General features: G+C 68.8%; 16 protein-coding genes and 1 riboswitch. Of the genes, 13 read left to right on the top strand and 3 right to left on the bottom strand.

The genetic code is table 11. From position 1 onward, the window contains the following. Positions 1 to 164: 164 nt before the first annotated feature. From coxB to ACFZAX_RS18995, 4 genes are all read left to right on the top strand, one after another. The gene (gene coxB, locus ACFZAX_RS19010) at positions 165 to 1,130 is read left to right on the top strand and encodes a cytochrome c oxidase subunit II (RefSeq protein ID WP_390962801.1); all 966 of its coding nucleotides are present in this window, start codon (positions 165 to 167) and stop codon (positions 1,128 to 1,130) included. Then, complete coding sequence (gene ctaD / locus ACFZAX_RS19005; RefSeq protein ID WP_390962800.1) at positions 1,127 to 2,860, top strand: cytochrome c oxidase subunit I; 1,734 nt, start codon at positions 1,127 to 1,129, stop codon at positions 2,858 to 2,860. The genes coxB and ctaD overlap by 4 nt, the downstream gene beginning before the upstream one ends. After that, the gene (locus ACFZAX_RS19000) at positions 2,857 to 3,255 is read left to right on the top strand and encodes a cytochrome c oxidase subunit 4 (RefSeq protein ID WP_327175310.1); all 399 of its coding nucleotides are present in this window, start codon (positions 2,857 to 2,859) and stop codon (positions 3,253 to 3,255) included. The genes ctaD and ACFZAX_RS19000 overlap by 4 nt, the downstream gene beginning before the upstream one ends. A 146-nt stretch (positions 3,256 to 3,401) precedes the next feature. Further along, a complete protein-coding gene (locus ACFZAX_RS18995) occupies positions 3,402 to 4,667 on the top strand; it encodes an Ig-like domain-containing protein (protein ID WP_390962799.1) in 1,266 nt (421 codons plus the stop codon). A gap of 57 nt (positions 4,668 to 4,724) precedes the next feature. Here the strand turns inward: ACFZAX_RS18995 and ACFZAX_RS18990 are convergent, their stop codons facing one another. Next, a complete protein-coding gene (locus ACFZAX_RS18990; protein ID WP_390962798.1) occupies positions 4,725 to 5,135 on the bottom strand; it encodes a hypothetical protein in 411 nt (136 codons plus the stop codon). A gap of 187 nt (positions 5,136 to 5,322) precedes the next feature. Here ACFZAX_RS18990 and ACFZAX_RS18985 point away from each other — a divergent pair, with 187 nt between their 5' ends. The 6 genes from ACFZAX_RS18985 to ACFZAX_RS18960 all read left to right on the top strand — a co-directional run bounded on the left by ACFZAX_RS18985 (position 5,323) and on the right by ACFZAX_RS18960 (position 12,456). After that, positions 5,323 to 5,943 carry a heme-copper oxidase subunit III gene (locus tag ACFZAX_RS18985; RefSeq protein WP_266703481.1) on the top strand — a complete coding sequence of 207 codons (621 nt, stop codon included), beginning with the start codon at positions 5,323 to 5,325 and terminating at the stop codon, positions 5,941 to 5,943. A 57-nt stretch (positions 5,944 to 6,000) separates the two neighbouring features. Further along, positions 6,001 to 6,810, top strand: coding sequence for a c-type cytochrome (locus ACFZAX_RS18980; protein ID WP_390962797.1), 810 nt, complete (start codon positions 6,001 to 6,003; stop codon positions 6,808 to 6,810). After that, entirely contained in the window at positions 6,807 to 7,862 is a 1,056-nt protein-coding gene (locus tag ACFZAX_RS18975; RefSeq protein WP_390962796.1) for a Rieske 2Fe-2S domain-containing protein, read from the top strand. The genes ACFZAX_RS18980 and ACFZAX_RS18975 overlap by 4 nt, the downstream gene beginning before the upstream one ends. Beyond that, the gene (locus ACFZAX_RS18970) at positions 7,859 to 9,484 is read left to right on the top strand and encodes a cytochrome b N-terminal domain-containing protein (RefSeq protein ID WP_390962795.1); all 1,626 of its coding nucleotides are present in this window, start codon (positions 7,859 to 7,861) and stop codon (positions 9,482 to 9,484) included. Before ACFZAX_RS18975 ends, ACFZAX_RS18970 begins: the two co-directional genes overlap by 4 nt. Positions 9,485 to 9,611: 127 nt before the next feature. Further along, positions 9,612 to 10,676 (top strand): anthranilate phosphoribosyltransferase, encoded by a 1,065-nt coding sequence (gene trpD, locus ACFZAX_RS18965; RefSeq protein ID WP_390962793.1) that lies wholly within the window; start codon positions 9,612 to 9,614, stop codon positions 10,674 to 10,676. A 90-nt stretch (positions 10,677 to 10,766) separates the two neighbouring features. Continuing rightward, positions 10,767 to 10,884, top strand: a riboswitch (SAM riboswitch). Positions 10,885 to 11,055: 171 nt separating this feature from the next. After that, positions 11,056 to 12,456 carry an aminotransferase class V-fold PLP-dependent enzyme gene (locus tag ACFZAX_RS18960; protein ID WP_390962792.1) on the top strand — a complete coding sequence of 467 codons (1,401 nt, stop codon included), beginning with the start codon at positions 11,056 to 11,058 and terminating at the stop codon, positions 12,454 to 12,456. Positions 12,457 to 12,537: 81 nt separating this feature from the next. Here ACFZAX_RS18960 and ACFZAX_RS18955 read toward each other — a convergent pair whose 3' ends face one another. Together ACFZAX_RS18955 and ACFZAX_RS18950 are read right to left on the bottom strand one after the other, a co-directional pair. After that, positions 12,538 to 12,819 carry an Lrp/AsnC family transcriptional regulator gene (locus ACFZAX_RS18955; protein ID WP_173262987.1) on the bottom strand — a complete coding sequence of 94 codons (282 nt, stop codon included), beginning with the start codon at positions 12,817 to 12,819 and terminating at the stop codon, positions 12,538 to 12,540. Continuing rightward, entirely contained in the window at positions 12,816 to 13,571 is a 756-nt protein-coding gene (locus tag ACFZAX_RS18950) for a rhomboid family intramembrane serine protease (RefSeq protein ID WP_390962791.1), read from the bottom strand. The genes ACFZAX_RS18955 and ACFZAX_RS18950 overlap by 4 nt, the downstream gene beginning before the upstream one ends. A 187-nt stretch (positions 13,572 to 13,758) precedes the next feature. On the opposite strand from ACFZAX_RS18950, the gene ACFZAX_RS18945 reads away from it, so the two are divergent. The 3 genes from ACFZAX_RS18945 (at position 13,759) to ACFZAX_RS18935 (ending at position 16,728) form a co-directional block, all read left to right on the top strand. Continuing rightward, the gene (locus ACFZAX_RS18945; protein WP_327175299.1) at positions 13,759 to 14,001 is read left to right on the top strand and encodes a hypothetical protein; all 243 of its coding nucleotides are present in this window, start codon (positions 13,759 to 13,761) and stop codon (positions 13,999 to 14,001) included. Between the two features lie 36 nt (positions 14,002 to 14,037). After that, on the top strand, positions 14,038 to 15,399 hold the full coding sequence (locus ACFZAX_RS18940) for an NYN domain-containing protein (RefSeq protein ID WP_390963024.1): 1,362 nt from the start codon (positions 14,038 to 14,040) through the stop codon (positions 15,397 to 15,399). A 303-nt stretch (positions 15,400 to 15,702) separates the two neighbouring features. Beyond that, complete coding sequence (locus ACFZAX_RS18935; RefSeq protein WP_390962790.1) at positions 15,703 to 16,728, top strand: NlpC/P60 family protein; 1,026 nt, start codon at positions 15,703 to 15,705, stop codon at positions 16,726 to 16,728. Positions 16,729 to 16,918 lie beyond the last annotated feature (190 nt).

Below are 16,918 nucleotides of genomic sequence, written 5' to 3'. Positions count from 1 at the left end.
TGTCGGACGGCGCGTTGGGCACCCTCCCCGCGCGACCCCAAATAGCGTCCAGTAGGGTTTGGTCCGCATAAACATCCAAACCCCTGCCCGCGACAGGGCGGCGACCGACCAGAGACATACGGGCGCGCCGACCGTAGCGGGCGAGACTCTCGGGAAGGCGCTACGTGAGTCCCAACGGCTCCGACCGCTCGTCGCGGCGCCCGATGCGGCGGAAGCTGCCGCAGGTGCTGACTGCGGGCCTGGTCCTGGCGACGGCCTCCGGTTGTTCGTACAACTGGCAGGATTTCCCTCGCCTCGGTATGCCTACCCCGGTAACGGAAGAGGCCCCTCGGATCCTCTCCCTCTGGCAGGGCTCGTGGGCGGCAGCGCTCGCCACGGGTGTCCTTGTCTGGGGGCTGATCCTCTGGAGTGCCTTCTTCCACCGGCGTAGCCGGACCAAGGTGGAGGTACCTCCGCAGACCAGGTACAACATGCCCATCGAGGCGCTGTACACAGTGGTCCCCCTGATCATCGTCTCGGTGCTCTTCTACTTCACCGCGCGCGATGAATCGAAGCTCCTCACCCTCTCCACCAAGCCCGTCCACAACATCAATGTGGTCGGCTACCAGTGGAGCTGGGCGTTCAACTACGTCGAGGACGTGGACGGCTCGCCGTCCACCACCAAGACGCCCGAGGAGCTCTCCTCGATCCCCGACCGCTACATCGCGGACTTCCCGAAGGGCGCCGGCGGCGTCTACGACGCGGGAATCCCGGGCACGCGCAACCCCCAGACCGGCAACCCGGGTCCGACCCTGTGGCTGCCGAAGGGCGAGAAGGTCCGCTTCATCCTCACTTCACGTGACGTCATCCACTCCTTCTGGGTGGTGCCGTTCCTCATGAAGCAGGACGTCATCCCGGGCCACACCAACGCGTTCGAGGTGACTCCGAACAAGGAGGGCACCTTCATGGGCAAGTGCGCCGAACTCTGCGGCGTCGACCACTCCCGGATGCTCTTCAACGTCAAGGTTGTCTCTCCCGAGCGTTACCAGCAGCACCTCAAGGAGCTGGCGGAGAAGGGGCAGACCGGCTACGTGCCGTCAGGCATCGAGCAGACTGACCCCGCCAGGAATGCGGAGACCAACAAACTGTGAGCATCCTCAACGAACCCCAGGGTGCCGCGGCGGCAGACGACTCGTACGAGGACGAACTGCCGGTACGGCGCAAGCAGCCGGGAAACGTCGTCATCAAGTGGCTGACCACCACTGACCACAAGACGATCGGCACGATGTACCTGGTCACTTCGTTCGCGTTCTTCTGCATCGGTGGCCTGATGGCGCTCTTCATGCGCGCCGAGCTGGCCCGTCCGGGTACGCAGATCATGTCGAACGAGCAGTTCAACCAGGCGTTCACGATGCACGGCACGATCATGCTGCTGATGTTCGCGACGCCGCTGTTCGCCGGTTTCACCAACTGGATCATGCCGCTGCAGATCGGTGCGCCCGACGTGGCGTTCCCGCGGCTGAACATGTTCGCGTACTGGCTCTACCTCTTCGGTTCGCTCATCGCGGTGGGAGGCTTCCTCACCCCGCAGGGCGCCGCCGACTTCGGTTGGTTCGCCTACTCCCCGCTGTCGGACGCCGTCCGCTCCCCGGGTGTCGGCGCCGACATGTGGATCATGGGTCTGGCCTTCTCCGGCTTCGGTACGATCCTCGGCGCGGTCAACTTCATCACCACGATCATCTGCATGCGCGCGCCCGGCATGACGATGTTCCGGATGCCGATCTTCGTGTGGAACGTCCTGCTGACGGCCGTTCTGGTCCTGCTGGCCTTCCCGGTCCTCGCCGCCGCGCTCTTCGCGTTGGAAGCGGACCGAAAATTCGGGGCCCACGTATTCGACGCGGCCAATGGCGGCGCATTGCTCTGGCAACACCTCTTCTGGTTCTTCGGACACCCAGAGGTGTACATCATCGCGCTACCATTCTTCGGAATCATTTCCGAAGTGATCCCGGTATTCAGCCGCAAGCCGATCTTCGGCTACATCGGTCTGATCGCGGCCACCATCGCCATCGCGGGTCTCTCCGTGACGGTGTGGGCGCACCACATGTACGTGACGGGCGGCGTGCTCCTGCCGTTCTTCTCCTTCATGACGTTCCTCATCGCGGTACCGACCGGTGTGAAGTTCTTCAACTGGATCGGCACGATGTGGAAGGGCTCGTTGTCCTTCGAGACGCCGATGCTCTGGTCGATCGGCTTCCTGATCACCTTCCTCTTCGGTGGTCTGACCGGTGTCCTGCTGGCCTCGCCGCCGCTGGACTTCCACGTCTCGGACTCGTACTTCGTCGTCGCGCACTTCCACTACGTCGTCTTCGGCACCGTGGTGTTCGCGATGTTCGCCGGATTCCACTTCTGGTGGCCGAAGTTCACCGGCAAGATGCTGGACGAGCGGCTCGGCAAGATCACGTTCTGGACGCTGTTCGTGGGCTTCCACGGCACGTTCCTGGTGCAGCACTGGCTCGGTGCCGAGGGCATGCCGCGTCGCTACGCGGACTACCTCGCGGCCGACGGCTTCACCGCGCTGAACACGATCTCGACGATCTCCTCGTTCCTCCTCGGCCTGTCGATCCTGCCGTTCTTCTACAACGTGTGGAAGACCGCCAAGTACGGCAAGAAGATCGAGGTCGACGACCCGTGGGGCTACGGCCGTTCGCTGGAGTGGGCCACCTCGTGCCCGCCCCCGCGCCACAACTTCATCACCCTGCCGCGGATCCGTTCCGAATCCCCGGCGTTCGACCTGCACCACCCGGAGATCGCCGCGCTGGAGCAGCTCGGTCACCACTCCGAGGACAAGGTTCTCGCCGGTGGTAAGGAGGCAGGCAAGTGAAGATCCAGGGCAAGCTGTTCATCTGGCTGAGCGTCTTCATCCTGATCATGGCCATCACGTACGGCGTGTGGTCGAAGGAGCCGGTCGGCACCACCGCCCTCGTCCTGGCCTTCGGGCTGTCCATCATGATCGGCTTCTACCTGGCCTTCACGGCCAACAGGGTCGACCAGATGGCCCAGGACAACAAGGAAGCCGACGTGGCCGACGAGGCCGGCGACGTGGGGTTCTTCTCCCCGCACAGCTGGCAGCCGCTCTCCCTGGCGATCGGCGGCGCGCTGCTCTTCATGAGCATCGCCTTCGGCTGGTGGCTGGCGTACTTCTCGGCGCCGATGCTCGCCATCGGTCTCTTCGGCTGGGTGTTCGAGTACTACCGCGGTGAGAACCGCACCCAGTGACACCCGCCCAGTGACACCCGCCGGGTGACACCGCATTACCAGAAGTACCTCGCGAGGGGCCCGAACTGCTCGGCAAGAGCGGTCCGGGCCCCTCGTTTGCAGTCGTAGAACGCGCTGGATCGGATGAATCTTCTTAGCGTGGGTTCATGAACGACACGCCGCGCACCCGCTCCGTAGTGAGTTGCTCCCTGCTGGTCGTGACCCTGGTCGCCGGTGCGACCGCCTGTGGAGAGCCCGATGGTCACCCGCTCTCGGCCAAGCCGTTCGACGCGGCCGACCAGGTCTCCTTCAACGGCCATGCGCCGAACGGCAAGGCCGATCCCGACAAGCCCCTGGAAGTCACCGTCAAGGGTGACGAGGGTCGCATCACCGATGTGACGGCCGCGGACAGCACCGGCCGCCGCCTGGCCGGCGAACTCGCCGCCGACGGGAAACGCTGGCACTCCACCGCTCCGCTCGCCGCCGGCGCGCGGTACGAAGTGAAGGTCACCACCGAGGACGAGGACGGCGCCCCCGGCCGCCGTACCCTCTCCTTCGAGACCACCTCCCCGAAGAAGCTCCTGAACGTCTCCTTCGGCCCGCAGGCGGGCACGTACGGGGTCGGACAGCCCATCACGGCGGAACTCAGCGTTCCGGTCACCGACAAGGCCGCCAGGGCCGCCGTCGAACGCGCCCTCAAGGTCCGCTCCACCCCGGCCGTCACCGGCTCCTGGTACTGGGTGGACGACAAGATCCTCCACTACCGGCCCCAGGACTACTGGCCCGCCGGCGCGGCCGTCGAAGTGACCAGCAACTTCAAGGGCATCAAGGTGACCGACGCGCTCTACGGAGCCGAGGTCAAGCCGCTGCACCTCAGCATCGGCGACCGGATCGAGGCCGTCACCGACGCCTCCGAGCACGAGATGACCGTGCTCCGCAACGGGGAAGTGATCAACACCATTCCGGTCACCACCGGAAAGCCCGGCTTCTCCACCCGCAACGGCGTCAAGGTCGTGCTCGGGAAGGAGGCGTTCGTCCGGATGCGCGGCGAGACCGTCGGCATCGCGGAGGGCTCCTCGGAGTCGTACGACCTGCCGGTCTACTGGGCCACCCGGGTGACATGGAGCGGCGAGTACGTGCACGCCGCGCCGTGGTCCGTCGGGTCCCAGGGCAGCGCCAACGTCAGCCACGGGTGCACCGGGATGAGCACGGAGAACGCCGAATGGTTCTTCGACACCGTGCGCGAGGGCGACGTCGTCAAGGTCGTCGGCAGCGAGGGGGAGACCATGACCCCCTTCGACAACGGGTTCGGGGACTGGAACGTCTCCTGGGACGCCTGGCAGAAGGGCAGCGCCCTGACGAACGCCACGCCCGGGGCCGCGGCGCACCCCCGGACATCGGCTCTGGCGGCGCGACTGCGCCCCCAGATCTGACGCCGGGGGGTGCGCCGCCTCCCGGGACGACCGTGCGGCCCCCGTGTGCGGGCGGCCTCAGGAGGCCTTGGCCGCCGTCCGGAGCCGCCCGCGCACCAGGGCCGCCAGGGCGTCCGCGAACTCGACCGGGTCCACCGGAAGGGTCACTGCGGCGTCCGCGCGGCTCCAGGTGGCCAGCCAGGCGTCCTGCGGGCGCCCGATCAGCAGCAGCACCGGCGGGCAGTGGAACACCTCGTCCTTGATCTGCCGGCACACGCCCATGCCGCCCACGGGCGCCGTCTCGCCGTCCAGTACGCAGACGTCGACGCCGCCGGCGTCCAGCGCGGAGAGCACGGCGGGCAGCGTCGCGCACTCCAGGAACCGCACCTCGGGGACGTCGGCCGCGGGCCGTCGCCCGGTGGCGAGCTTCACCTGCTCGCGGACGTTGGCGTCGTCGCTGTAGACCAGGACCGTGGCGGTCGCCTGCATTGTTCCTCCGTGACAGCTGTGTCGTCGGGGCTCTCGGGGCATGAACCGATGCGCGGATCGTACTCCCGCCGACAGCCCGTCAGCACCGCTAATGACGTCGATTCGCTGGGCCGTTCGGGGAGGACACACCCCTCTGACACACCGAACGGCACCCCCGGGAGTGAGGGCGGGATAAGCGACCGACATAATGTCGGTCGTGGCGACAGCAACGACAGTAGAAACCGGGCACGCGCACCCGTCGGTCAATCGGCCGAACCTCACCAGCGTCGGAACCATCATCTGGCTGAGTTCCGAGCTGATGTTCTTCGCGGCCCTCTTCGCGATGTACTTCACCCTGCGATCGGTGATGGGACCGGATCACTGGAAGGAGATGGCCGACCATCTGAACTTCCCGTTCTCCGCGACGAACACCACGATCCTGGTGCTTTCCTCTCTCACCTGCCAGCTCGGCGTCTTCGCCGCGGAGCGGGGCGACGTGAAGAAGCTCCGGACGTGGTTCATCATCACGTTCGTCATGGGTGCGATCTTCATCGGCGGCCAGGTCGTGGAGTACACCGAGCTGGTCAAGACGGACGGGCTCTCCCTGTCCTCGGACCCGTACGGCTCGGTGTTCTACCTGACCACCGGCTTCCACGGCATGCACGTGACAGGCGGTCTCATCGCCTTCCTGCTGGTTCTCGGCAGAACATACGCAGCCAAGAGGTTCACCCACGAACAGGCGACCGCAGCCATCGTCGTGTCCTACTACTGGCACTTCGTCGATGTTGTGTGGATCGGCCTCTTCGCGACGATCTACATGATCAAGTAACCGGGCGCTCGCACCCACCCACCATCGACGCAGAAGATCCTGACACCGGGGTAATCCGTGAAAAAGCTCTCCGCACGACGACGCCATCCACTGGCGGCCGTCGTCGTACTACTCCTCGCGCTGGCGGCTACCGGGGGGCTGTACGCCGCGTTTGCGCCTGCGGGCAAGGCGCAGGCAGACGAATCCGTCCAGTCCCTCCCCATCGAGGAGGGCAAGAAGATCTACACCGTCGGCTGCGCCAGCTGCCACGGAACCAGTGGTCAGGGCACCTCCGACGGGCCTTCGCTGGTCGGCGTGGGCTCCGCCGCGGTCGACTTCCAGGTCGGCACCGGCCGGATGCCCGCGCAGCAGCCGGGTGCCCAGATCCCGGCGAAGAAGGTCATCTACTCGCAGGACGAGATCGACCAGCTCGCGGCGTACGTCTCGTCGCTCGGCGCCGGTCCGATCACGCCGACCGAGAAGCAGGTCAGCCCCGACGGCGCGGACATCGCCAAGGGTGGCGACCTGTTCCGCACCAACTGCGCCCAGTGTCACAACTTCACGGGTGAGGGCGGCGCGCTGACGAACGGCAAGTACGCCCCGAGCCTGGAAGGCACGAGCCCCAAGCACATCTACGAGGCCATGCAGACCGGCCCGCAGAACATGCCCTCCTTCCCCGACACGACGATGCCCGAGCAGCAGAAGCAGGACATCATCGCGTACATCAAGACCGTGAACGGTGACAACAGCGAGAGCCCGGGCGGCCTGTCGCTCGGTGGCCTCGGTCCGGTCAGCGAAGGCCTGTTCGCATGGATCTTCGGCCTGGGCCTCCTGATCGCCGTCGCCGTCTGGGTCGCGGCCCACACCGCTAAGGCCAAGAAGTCATGAGTAGCCAAGAAGAGAATCCAGAGAAGAGCCTGCTCACCGAGCAGGACGCCGCGCACGGCGCGGTAGTGGGTACGGGCGACCCGTTCGCCGACCCGGGGCTGCCGGCCCACAAGCCGCGCATCCAGGACATCGACGAACGTGCCGCGAACCGCTCCGAGCGAGTCGTCGCGTACCTGTTCATCCTGTCCATGCTGGCGACGGTGGCGTTCATCGCCTCCTACGTCATCTTCCCGGTCGACAAGATCGTCTACATCTGGCCGTTCGGCCATGTGAGCGCGCTGAACTTCTCCCTGGGTCTCACCCTGGGCGTGGCGCTCTTCGCCATCGGTGCGGGCGCCGTCCACTGGGCGCGCACCCTGATGTCGGACGTCGAGACCCCCGCCGAGCGTCACGCGATCGAGGCCTCGCCCGAGGTCAAGGCGCAGGTCCTCGCCGACTTCAAGGCCGGTGCCGAGGAGTCCGTGATCGGCCGGCGCAAGCTGATCCGCACCACGATGTTCGGCGCGCTGGCCCTGGTGCCGCTCTCCGGCGTGATGCTGCTGCGCGACCTCGGTCCGCTGCCGGAGAAGAAGCTCCGCTCGACCCTGTGGGCCAAGGGCAAGAAGCTCATCAACATGAACACGATGCAGCCGCTGCGCCCCGAGGACATCGTGGTCGGCTCGCTGACCTTCGCCATGCCCGAGGGCCTGGAGGAGAACGCCGAGGACTTCCAGGCGCAGATCGCCAAGGCCGCCCTGATGATCATCCGCATCGAGCCGGACGACATCAAGGACAAGCGCGAGCGCGAGTGGGCGCACGAGGGCATCGTCGCCTTCTCCAAGATCTGCACCCACGTCGGCTGCCCGATCAGCCTGTACGAGCAGCAGACGCACCACGTGCTCTGCCCGTGCCACCAGTCCACCTTCGACCTCTCCGACGGCGCCCGCGTCATCTTCGGTCCGGCCGGGCACGCGCTTCCGCAGCTGCGGATCGGCGTGAGCAGCGAGGGCGACCTCGAAGCTCTCGGTGACTTCGAAGAGCCCGTCGGTCCTGCCTTCTGGGAGCGCGGATGAGTACTACGACGGAAACCACGCGCAAGGCACCCGCAGGTGAGCGGGTCGCCGACTGGGCGGACGGCCGGCTGGGCATCTACGGCCTGGCCAAGGCCAACATGCGCAAGATCTTCCCGGACCACTGGTCCTTCATGCTCGGTGAGGTCGCGCTCTACAGCTTCATCATCATCATCCTCACGGGTGTGTACCTGACGCTGTTCTTCCACCCGAGCATGAACGAGGTCGTGTACAGCGGCCCGTACGAGCCCATGCAGGGCATCCGGATGTCCGAGGCCTACTCGTCGACGCTGAACATCAGCTTCGACGTCCGCGGCGGTCTGCTCGTGCGGCAGATCCACCACTGGGCCGCGCTGATCTTCCTGGCCGCGATGTTCGTGCACATGATGCGCGTGTTCTTCACGGGCGCGTTCCGCAAGCCGCGCGAGATCAACTGGCTCTTCGGGTTCCTGCTGTTCGTGCTGGGCATGTTCACCGGCTTCACCGGTTACTCGCTCCCGGACGACCTGCTCTCCGGTACGGGTGTCCGCTTCATGCAGGGCGCGATCCTGTCCGTGCCGATCGTCGGCACGTACCTCGCGTACTTCCTGTTCGGCGGGAACTTCCCCGGCGGCGACTTCGTGGCCCGGTTCTACTCGATCCACATCCTGCTGCTTCCGGGCATCATGATGGGTCTGCTGGTGGCCCACCTGATCCTGGTCTTCTACCACAAGCACACGCAGTTCGCGGGCCCCGGCCGGACGAACAAGAACGTCGTGGGCATGCCGCTGCTGCCGGTCTACATGGCCAAGGCCGGAGGGTTCTTCTTCCTGGTCTTCGGCGTCATCTCGGTCGTCGCCGCGGTCGCCTCGATCAACCCGATCTGGGCCATCGGCCCGTACCGGCCGGACCAGGTGTCCACCGGTGCGCAGCCCGACTGGTACATGGGCTTCTCCGAAGGCCTGATCCGTGTCATGCCGGGCTGGGAGATCAACCTCTGGGGCCACACGCTCGTCCTGGGCGTCTTCATCCCGCTGGTCATCTTCCCGCTGGTGCTGGCCGCGATCGCGGTGTACCCGTTCATCGAGTCGTGGGTCACCGGCGACAAGCGCGAGCACCACATCCTGGACCGCCCGCGCAACGCGCCGACGCGCACCGCGTTCGGTGTCGCCTGGATCAGCTGGTACTTCGTCCTGCTCGTCGGCGGCGGCAACGACCTGTGGGCCACGCACTTCCACCTGTCGATCAACGCCATCACCTGGTTCGTGCGGGTCGGGTTCTTCGTGGTCCCGGTGCTCGTGTTCATCGCGACCAAGCGGATCTGCCTCGGCCTCCAGCGCCGCGACAAGGAGAAGGTGCTGCACGGACGCGAGTCCGGGCTCATCAAGCGCCTGCCGCACGGCGAGTTCGTGGAGGTCCACGAGCCGCTCAGCCCGGGCCAGCTGCACACCCTCACCGCGCACGAGCAGTACACCCCGCTCGAGATCGGCCCCACGGTCGACGAGAACGGTGTCGAGCGCAAGGTCTCGGCCCTCACGAAGCTGCGCGCCAAGCTCAGCAAGGGCTACTACGGCGAGCACAACCAGATCGCCAAGCCCACCGTCGAGGAGTACAAGGAGATCACCAGCGGCCACGGTCACCACTGATCGCCTGAACTGATCGCCACAGCGAGGAGCCCCGTCCATTCGCCGGACGGGGCTCTTCGTCGTTCCCGGGCCCCGATAGGGTGGACGGACACCCCCTTTCCGGCTGTGGAAAATCTTGGAGCGGACCATGAACGTGGTGACCCCGGACGGCGGCGACAGCGCGGCGGACCGTTCCTGGTCCGGCGTACTGACGCCCCTGCTGCGCGGCCAGGACCTCGGCGCGGACGACACCGCCTGGGCCATGGACCGGATCATGAGCGGGGACGCCACCGACGCGCAGATCGCGGGCTTCGCCATCGCGCTGCGGTCCAAGGGCGAGACGGTCGCCGAGGTGAGCGGCCTGGTCCGCGCGATGTACGCGCACGCCCGCACCATCGAGGTGCCTGGGCCCTCGGTCGACATCGTCGGCACCGGCGGTGACCTCGCGAAGACGGTCAACATCTCCACGATGTCCGCGATCGTGATCGCCGGTACCGGGGCCAAGGTCGTCAAGCACGGCAACCGGTCCGCCTCCTCGGCCAGCGGCGCCTCCGACGTCCTGGAGAAGCTCGGCGTCAACCTGGAGCTGACCCCGCAGCGGGTCGCCGAGGTGGCCGCCGAGGCGGGCATCACCTTCTGCTTCGCGGTGAAGTTCCACCCGGCCCTGCGGTACGCGGCCAAGGCCCGCAAGGAGCTGGGCACCCAGACCACTTTCAACATCCTCGGCCCGCTCACCAACCCGGCCCACGTCCGCGCCCAGGCCGTCGGCGTCGCCGACCTCAGGATGGCGCCCATCGTGGCCGGCGTCCTCGCCGAGCGCGGCAACTCCGCGCTCGTCTTCCGCGGCGACGACGGCCTCGACGAGCTGACCACCACCGCGACCTCCCGGGTCTGGGTGGTCCGGGGCGGCGAGGTGCGCGAGGAGGCCTTCGACCCGCGGCACGTGGGGCTGGAGCTGGTGCCGGTCGAGGCGCTGCGCGGCGCCGACCCCTCGTACAACGCGGACGTCGCCCGCCGGGTGCTGGACGGCGAGAGGGGGGCCGTGCGCGAGGCGGTGCTGCTGAACTCCGCAGCGGCGCTGGTGGCGCTGGACCCGGGCGAGGGCACGCTCACCGAGCAGATCGGTGCCAAGATCGCCGCCGCCGCCGAGTCCATCGACTCCGGGGCCGCGCACCGCGCGCTGGAGCGCTGGGTGGCGGCCAGCAACGCCTGAGCTCCCCTGCCCGTACGCGTACGAAGGGGCGCAGTCCGTATCGCGGACTGCGCCCTTGCGTTCGTGGACACGTATGGCAAGATGCTGGCAGGTCATGAGTGACAGCGACTACGGCCCCGGCCCGCTGTCCGGCAACCCTCCGTCCGTGGCGGGGTGCCCCGGGTGAAGACCAGGCCGTAGGCAGCGAGGTCTGCGGCAAGCGCGGGCCCCTCGGCATCCCGAATGCCAGCCCCCGGGGTCCTGGTCCCTAGGGAGCCTCTTGTGAGCACGCGAATGCGATAGGGCGCAACGCCCTTCTCCGCACCTTTCCACCTTTTGCACCGTGCTGCCGCGTACCCGCCGGCTCGGTGAATTCGCCTGCGTATTACGGGAGTTCGTCATGTCCGTGTCTTCTGCTGCCCTCAACGCCTCCGCGCCCGCCGCCTTCGCCGACGCGGACTGCGCCCCGCTGCCGGTCCTCGGCAAGGACGTCACCGTCCCTCTCGTCACCGGGGGCGAAGTCACCTACGCGGCCCTCGACTACGCGGCCAGCGCCCCGGCGCTCCAGCGGGTCTGGGACGACGTCGCCGCCTACGCGCCGTACTACGGCAGCGTGCACCGCGGTGCCGGTTACCTCTCGCAGCTCTCCACCGACCTCTTCGAGAACAGCCGCGCCACCGTCGCCGAGTTCCTCGGCTGCCGCCCCGGCGACCAGGTGATCTTCACCCGCTCGACCACCGACTCCCTCAACCTGCTGGCGGCCGTGATCCCGGCCGGCTGCGAGGTGTTCGTGTACGAGACCGAGCACCACGCCTCGTTGCTGCCCTGGCGCGACGCCGAGGTCACCTATCTCAACGCGCCGCGCACCCCGGAGCAGGCCGTCGAGACCCTGGAGCGCGCGCTCGCCGACCGCGACCCGCACGGCCCGGCGCTCGTCTGCGTCACCGGCGCCTCCAACGTCACCGGCGAGCTGTGGCCGGTCAAGGAACTGGCCGCCGCCGCCCACGCGCACGGCGCCCGGATCGTGCTGGACGCCGCCCAGCTCGCCCCGCACCACCCGGTGGACATCGCCGGACTCGACGTCGACTGGGTCGCCTTCTCCGGCCACAAGCTCTACGCCCCCTTCGGCTCCGGCGTCCTCGCCGGCCGCGCCGACTGGCTCCAGGACTCCGAGCCCTACCTGGCCGGCGGCGGTGCCTCGAAGAAGGTCGCCCGGCGCACCGACGGCGGCGTGGACGTGGAGTGGCACACCACCGCCGCCCGCCACGAGGCCGGTTCGCCCAACGTCATCGGCGTCTACTCCATCGCCTCCGCCTGCAAGGCCCTCACCGAGGCAGGCTTCGACAACCTGGTCGCCCGCGAGCAGCGGCTGGTCGCCCGGGTCCGGGGCGGTCTCGCCGAGGTGCCGCAGGTCAAGGTGCTCTCGCTCTTCGGCGACGACGCCCCGCGCGTCGGCGTCATCTCCTTCGTGGTGGAGGGCTGGAACAGCTCCCACTTCGCCGCCGCGCTCTCCGCCGAGTACGGCATCGGCGTCCGCGACGGCCTGTTCTGCGCCCACCCGCTGGTCCGCACCCTGCTCGGCAGCGACCCGCAGGACCCGGGCGAGTGCGGCGCGCCGGAGGCCGAGCCGGGCGAGCGCTCCCTGAACGCCATCCGCGTCAGCTTCGGCGCCGGCACCCCGGACGAGCACGTGGACCGCTTCGTCCGCGCCGTCACCGAGCTGGTGAGCGAGGGCGCGCAGTGGAAGTACCGCACCGAGGGCGGCCGTTGCGTCCCCGACCGGGGCGCCGCGCAGCTCTGACGGCGACAGCACTTCGGCCGGGGACGGGCAACTGCCCGTCCCCGGCCGAAGTGCTGCCGAGGACCGCTTCGCGAGCGGTGGTTACGCGTCGAGGCCGATGGCGAAGGCGGCTTCCAGGTCGTGCTGCGAGTACGTACGGAAGGCCACGTGCGTGTCGGTGGCCTCGACGCCGGGAATCTTGCTGATCCGGCCGGGGATGACCTCGGCGAGGTCGTCGTGGCGGGCCACCCTGACCATGGCGATCAGGTCGTACGTACCGGTGACCGAGAAGACCTCGCTGACGCTGTCCAGCGCCGCGATGGACTCGGCGATCTCCGGAATCCGGTCGACGCTGGTTTTGATGAGCACGATCGCGGTGATCACGGCTGGCTTTCTCCCTCGGTGGCCGTGGCTGGTGTCTTCACTCTAGCCCCACGCCGGTGAACCCCCCGGGCCAGGACGAATCCGGCGGCGAACCCTGCCACGTGCGCCAGATAGGCCACGCCCGGACCGCTCCCCGCGCCGCGGGCCGCCAGCCACTGGAGGGCGAACCAGAAGAGCAGCACGATCCAGGCGGGGAAGCGGAGCGGCAGGAAGAGGAGGAACGGGAAGATGCTGGTGACCCGCGCCCGGGGGAAGAGGCGGAGGAACGCCCCCAGCACCGCCGAGATGGCCCCCGAAGCGCCGACCAGCGTCTGCTCGGAGCCGGAGTACGCCGCCGCGTAGACCACCAGGGTCAGGTAGCCGCAGCCCGTGTAGAAGAGGGCGAAGCCGAAGTGCCCCATCCGCTCCTCGGCCATGGCGCCGAACACGTGCAGGAAGAGCATGTTGCCCAGCAGGTGGAGCCAGCCGCCGTGCACGAAGAGCGCCGTGAACGGGGTGAGCCACGCGTGCGCGGACCCGTCCCACAGTTCCGCGGGGATCACCCCCCACCGCTCGAAGTAGCCGGCCTGGGCGGCGAGAGCCGCGTCGGCGGTGCCGTAGGAGGGGCCGAACCCGGAGACCGGGCCGGTGAGGAAGACCAGGCAGCACACGGCCATGAGGCCGTACGTGACGGGGGCGCCGCCCGCCGCCGCCGCCGGGAGGCGGAGTCTCCGTACCGCGCCCAGCGGGCCCGCGTCACGCCGTTCGATCATGTACGGAGCATGACGTACCGGGACGGAACGGAACGGGCCGCCTCGCCGTGCCGTCGGCCGTGCGCGAGGCCGTAGGGTTGCCCCAGGACACCCGCAGTTCGAGGGCGCACCGCGAGATCCTTGAGGCAGGACAGGACGGGCCTCGTCCGGGACGGCACGAGGCCCGACGACGAAAGAGGACGGCACGATGACGACGGTTCCCCAGCCGACCGACGCGACCCGCTGGCGCTGCACGCTCTGCGGGAACCTCACGCGTTTCGACGTGACGCGGTCGTCGAAGGTGGTGGAGTACGTCCACCTCGACCTGGCCGGGGACGCCAGTGTCGAGGAGCGGGAGGTCGTCAGTGAGACGATCGAATCGGTCCGCTGCCGCTGGTGCAGCGCGGTGGACCAGATCGAACTGGTCGACAGGCCCGGTGCCGACTCCTGACGGAGTCGCGCCACGGACATGATGGGGTGACGGATGGTGGAGCAGCCGACCAACGGCGCTGATCCGGCCGATGGGGCCGACGGCGCCGTCGAGGCGCTCGACCGCCCGCTGCCCGAGGGAGTGCGGCGGCGGGTCGTCTCGCTGGTCTCGGACGCCTTCGGGGGTCTGACGGTCGGCGAACTGCCCGCGCAGTTGCGGCAGTACGCCCGCTTCACCCCGACCCGGCGCGCCAAGTTCGCCGGGAACGCCATGGCCGCCGCGCTGGAGGGCGACGCACGCTTCCGCGGGCGCATCGGCGAACGGATCGCGGCGGCCCAGCCGGAGCTGGCCCGCGCCCTGGAGGCCGGAGCGCCGCCGGCCGCCGCCGACCCGGTGGACGTCGCCGCCGCCGCGTACGTGCTGCGCCCGGTCGGCTGGGTCAAGTTGGTGCAGGCCGCCGGCGAGGAGGTCCAGCGGGCCACCGCGGAACGCGCCGACGACGAGAGCCGGCGCGAGACGGAACGTTTGCGCGAAGAGCTGGCGCACGCGCGCGGCCAGACGAAGACCGACACCGAGCGGCTCCGCGTCGAACTGGACGCCGCCCGCAAGGAGTCCGAGTCGCTCCACCGCAAGCTGCGCAGCGCGCTGAGCGAGGTCAAGCGCAGCGAGGCCGCGCTGCGCCGGGCCGCCGTCGAGGCGGACGCGGTACGCGCCGAGGCGGCGGCGCAGGTCTCCCAGGCGGAGAGCGAGACCCGCCGGCTCAAGACCCGCCTGGCGGAGGCCGAGACGGCCGTGGAGGCGAGTCGCAGGGCTGCCCGCGAGGGGCGTTCGGTGGAAGACATGCGGCTGCGGCTGCTGCTGGACACCGTGCTCGACGCCGCCGCGGGGCTGCGCCGCGAGCTCGCGCTGCCGCCGTCGACCTCCCGTCCGGCGGACGGGGTGGACGCGGTCGAGCCGGGCCGGATGTCGCCCAAGGACATCGCCGCGAGGGCGCTTTCGGAGACCGATCCGGCACTCCTCGACCAGCTGTTGGCACTGCCGCAGGCACATCTGATCATCGACGGGTACAACGTCACCAAGACCGGGTATCCCCAGATGCCGCTGGAGAAGCAGCGATTGAGACTGCTGGGCGGGCTGTCGATGCTCGCCGCGCAGACCGGCGCCGAGATGACCTGTGTGTTCGACGGGGCGGAGCTGGCCGTGCCGGTACTGCTCGCGCCGCCGCGCGGGGTGCGGGTGCTCTTCAGCAAGGCGGGGGTGACCGCCGACGAGCTGATCCGCCAACTGGCCCGTGCCGAACCGCCGGGGCGGCCCGTCGTGGTGGTCTCCACCGACCGGGAGGTGGCGGACGGGGTGGCCAAGGCCGGCGCCCGGCCCGTGGCGTCCGCCTTGCTCCTGAAGCGGCTTTCGCGCGTTTAGGGCCGTGCGGGGTGGTGTGAGAGGTTGTGCCCCTTTCAGGGAAACGTATCGTCAATTCCCGGCTACGCGCCGTGCGTCGGGGAGCTCGGAAACGCCGGGTGTGACGAACTTTTTCCAGGGAGGATTTGAACTGATCACAACCAGGTCACTATGGTCAGGGCTCGAACCTTCGCACGGTAGATCACTCATTCGGGGTGGCGGCGAAGGAACCGCCGAGTCCGTGATGTGCGCGGAGCCGGGTCGTACCGGGTGTTCTGCCCTCCGTCCTGGTAGGCGGCTCTGAGGAAGAAGGAGCTCGCCTTCGTGGCGTCCCACCGTCGACCCAAGCAGCCGAGCCGCACCCGTGTGACCGTGCTCACCGCGACCGCCGCAGCCGCCGTCGCCCTCTCCGCCCAGGCCGCGCACGCCGATCCCAAGCCGACCAAGACTGAGGTCAAGGCGAAGGTCGACAAGCTCTACGGTGAGGCCGAGGCCGCCACCGAGAAGTACAACGGGGCCAAGGAGCAGCAGCAGAAGCTGGAGAAGGAGGTCGACGCCCTCCAGGACAAGGTCGCCCGTGAGCAGGCCGACCTCAACAGCCTCCGCGGCGAACTCGGTTCGCTCGCCACCGCGCAGTACCGCTCCGGTGGCATCGACCCCTCCGTGCAGCTGTTCTTCTCCTCGGACCCGGACAGCTTCCTCGATCAGGCCTCCGCGCTGGACAGTCTCACCGCGAAGCAGGCCGCGTCGCTGGAGAAGATCCAGGCCAAGCAGCGCACCCTCGCCCAGGAGCGCAAGGAGGCCCAGGCGAAGCTCTCCGAGCTCTCCGAGGTCCGCGACGCCCTCGGCGCGAACAAGAAGAAGTACCAGAAGAAGCTCTCCGACGCGCAGGCGCTGCTGAACACCCTCACCGCCGCCGAGCGCCAGAGGATGGCCGACGAGGACGCGCGTGCCAGCCGGTCCGCGGGCACCCGCGTCGACCTGGGCAGCGAGGTCCCCGCCTCCGCCCTCGGCGCCGCCGCCCTCGCCAACGCCGCGACGCAGATCGGCAAGCCGTACGTCTCCGGCGGTACCGGCCCCGGCTCGTTCGACTGCTCGGGCCTCACGCAGTGGGCCTACGCGCAGGCCGGTGTCGCGATCACCCGCACCACGTACACCCAGATCAACCAGGGCACGCAGATCGGCCGCAGCCAGCTGAAGCCGGGCGACCTGGTGTTCTTCAACAACACCGAGCACGTGGCCCTCTACGCGGGCGACAACACGGTGCTGCACGCCCCGCACCCCGGCGCGTACGTCCGCTACGAGTCGATGAACACCATCGGCAGCTTCCAGGTCGGCGTCCGCATCTGACGCCCGGTACCCGGCGTCCGGCTGCCCGAAGTCCGGTGCCCGGCGCCCGAAGCCAGTACCTGACCCCGGGCACCCGGTGCCCGACGCCCGAACGGGCGAATCGGTCCGCCCCCGTACGACGCCCCGCCCCGACGGAGACCCAGGTCACCGCCGGGGCGGAGCCGTTTCGCCCCTCGCGCCCCCCGGCCGG

The sequence above is a fragment of the Streptomyces sp. NPDC008125 genome, from assembly GCF_042957125.1.
In the GTDB taxonomy this organism is placed as follows: Bacteria; Actinomycetota; Actinomycetes; order Streptomycetales; family Streptomycetaceae; genus Streptomyces.
The sequence above is the reverse complement of the archived record's forward strand: the minus strand, read 5'-3'. Positions and strand labels throughout refer to the sequence as shown.

Coding starts and splice junctions, on each gene's coding strand:
- ACFZAX_RS18995 (WP_390962799.1), top strand. CDS start 3,402: ATGAACGACACGCCGCGCACCCGCTCCGTAGTGAGTTGCTCCCTGCTG.
- ACFZAX_RS18990 (WP_390962798.1), bottom strand. CDS start 5,135: ATGCAGGCGACCGCCACGGTCCTGGTCTACAGCGACGACGCCAACGTC.
- ACFZAX_RS18985 (WP_266703481.1), top strand. CDS start 5,323: ATGTCGGTCGTGGCGACAGCAACGACAGTAGAAACCGGGCACGCGCAC.
- ACFZAX_RS18975 (WP_390962796.1), top strand. CDS start 6,807: ATGAGTAGCCAAGAAGAGAATCCAGAGAAGAGCCTGCTCACCGAGCAG.
- ACFZAX_RS18970 (WP_390962795.1), top strand. CDS start 7,859: ATGAGTACTACGACGGAAACCACGCGCAAGGCACCCGCAGGTGAGCGG.
- trpD (WP_390962793.1), top strand. CDS start 9,612: ATGAACGTGGTGACCCCGGACGGCGGCGACAGCGCGGCGGACCGTTCC.
- ACFZAX_RS18960 (WP_390962792.1), top strand. CDS start 11,056: ATGTCCGTGTCTTCTGCTGCCCTCAACGCCTCCGCGCCCGCCGCCTTC.
- ACFZAX_RS18950 (WP_390962791.1), bottom strand. CDS start 13,571: ATGATCGAACGGCGTGACGCGGGCCCGCTGGGCGCGGTACGGAGACTC.
- ACFZAX_RS18945 (WP_327175299.1), top strand. CDS start 13,759: ATGACGACGGTTCCCCAGCCGACCGACGCGACCCGCTGGCGCTGCACG.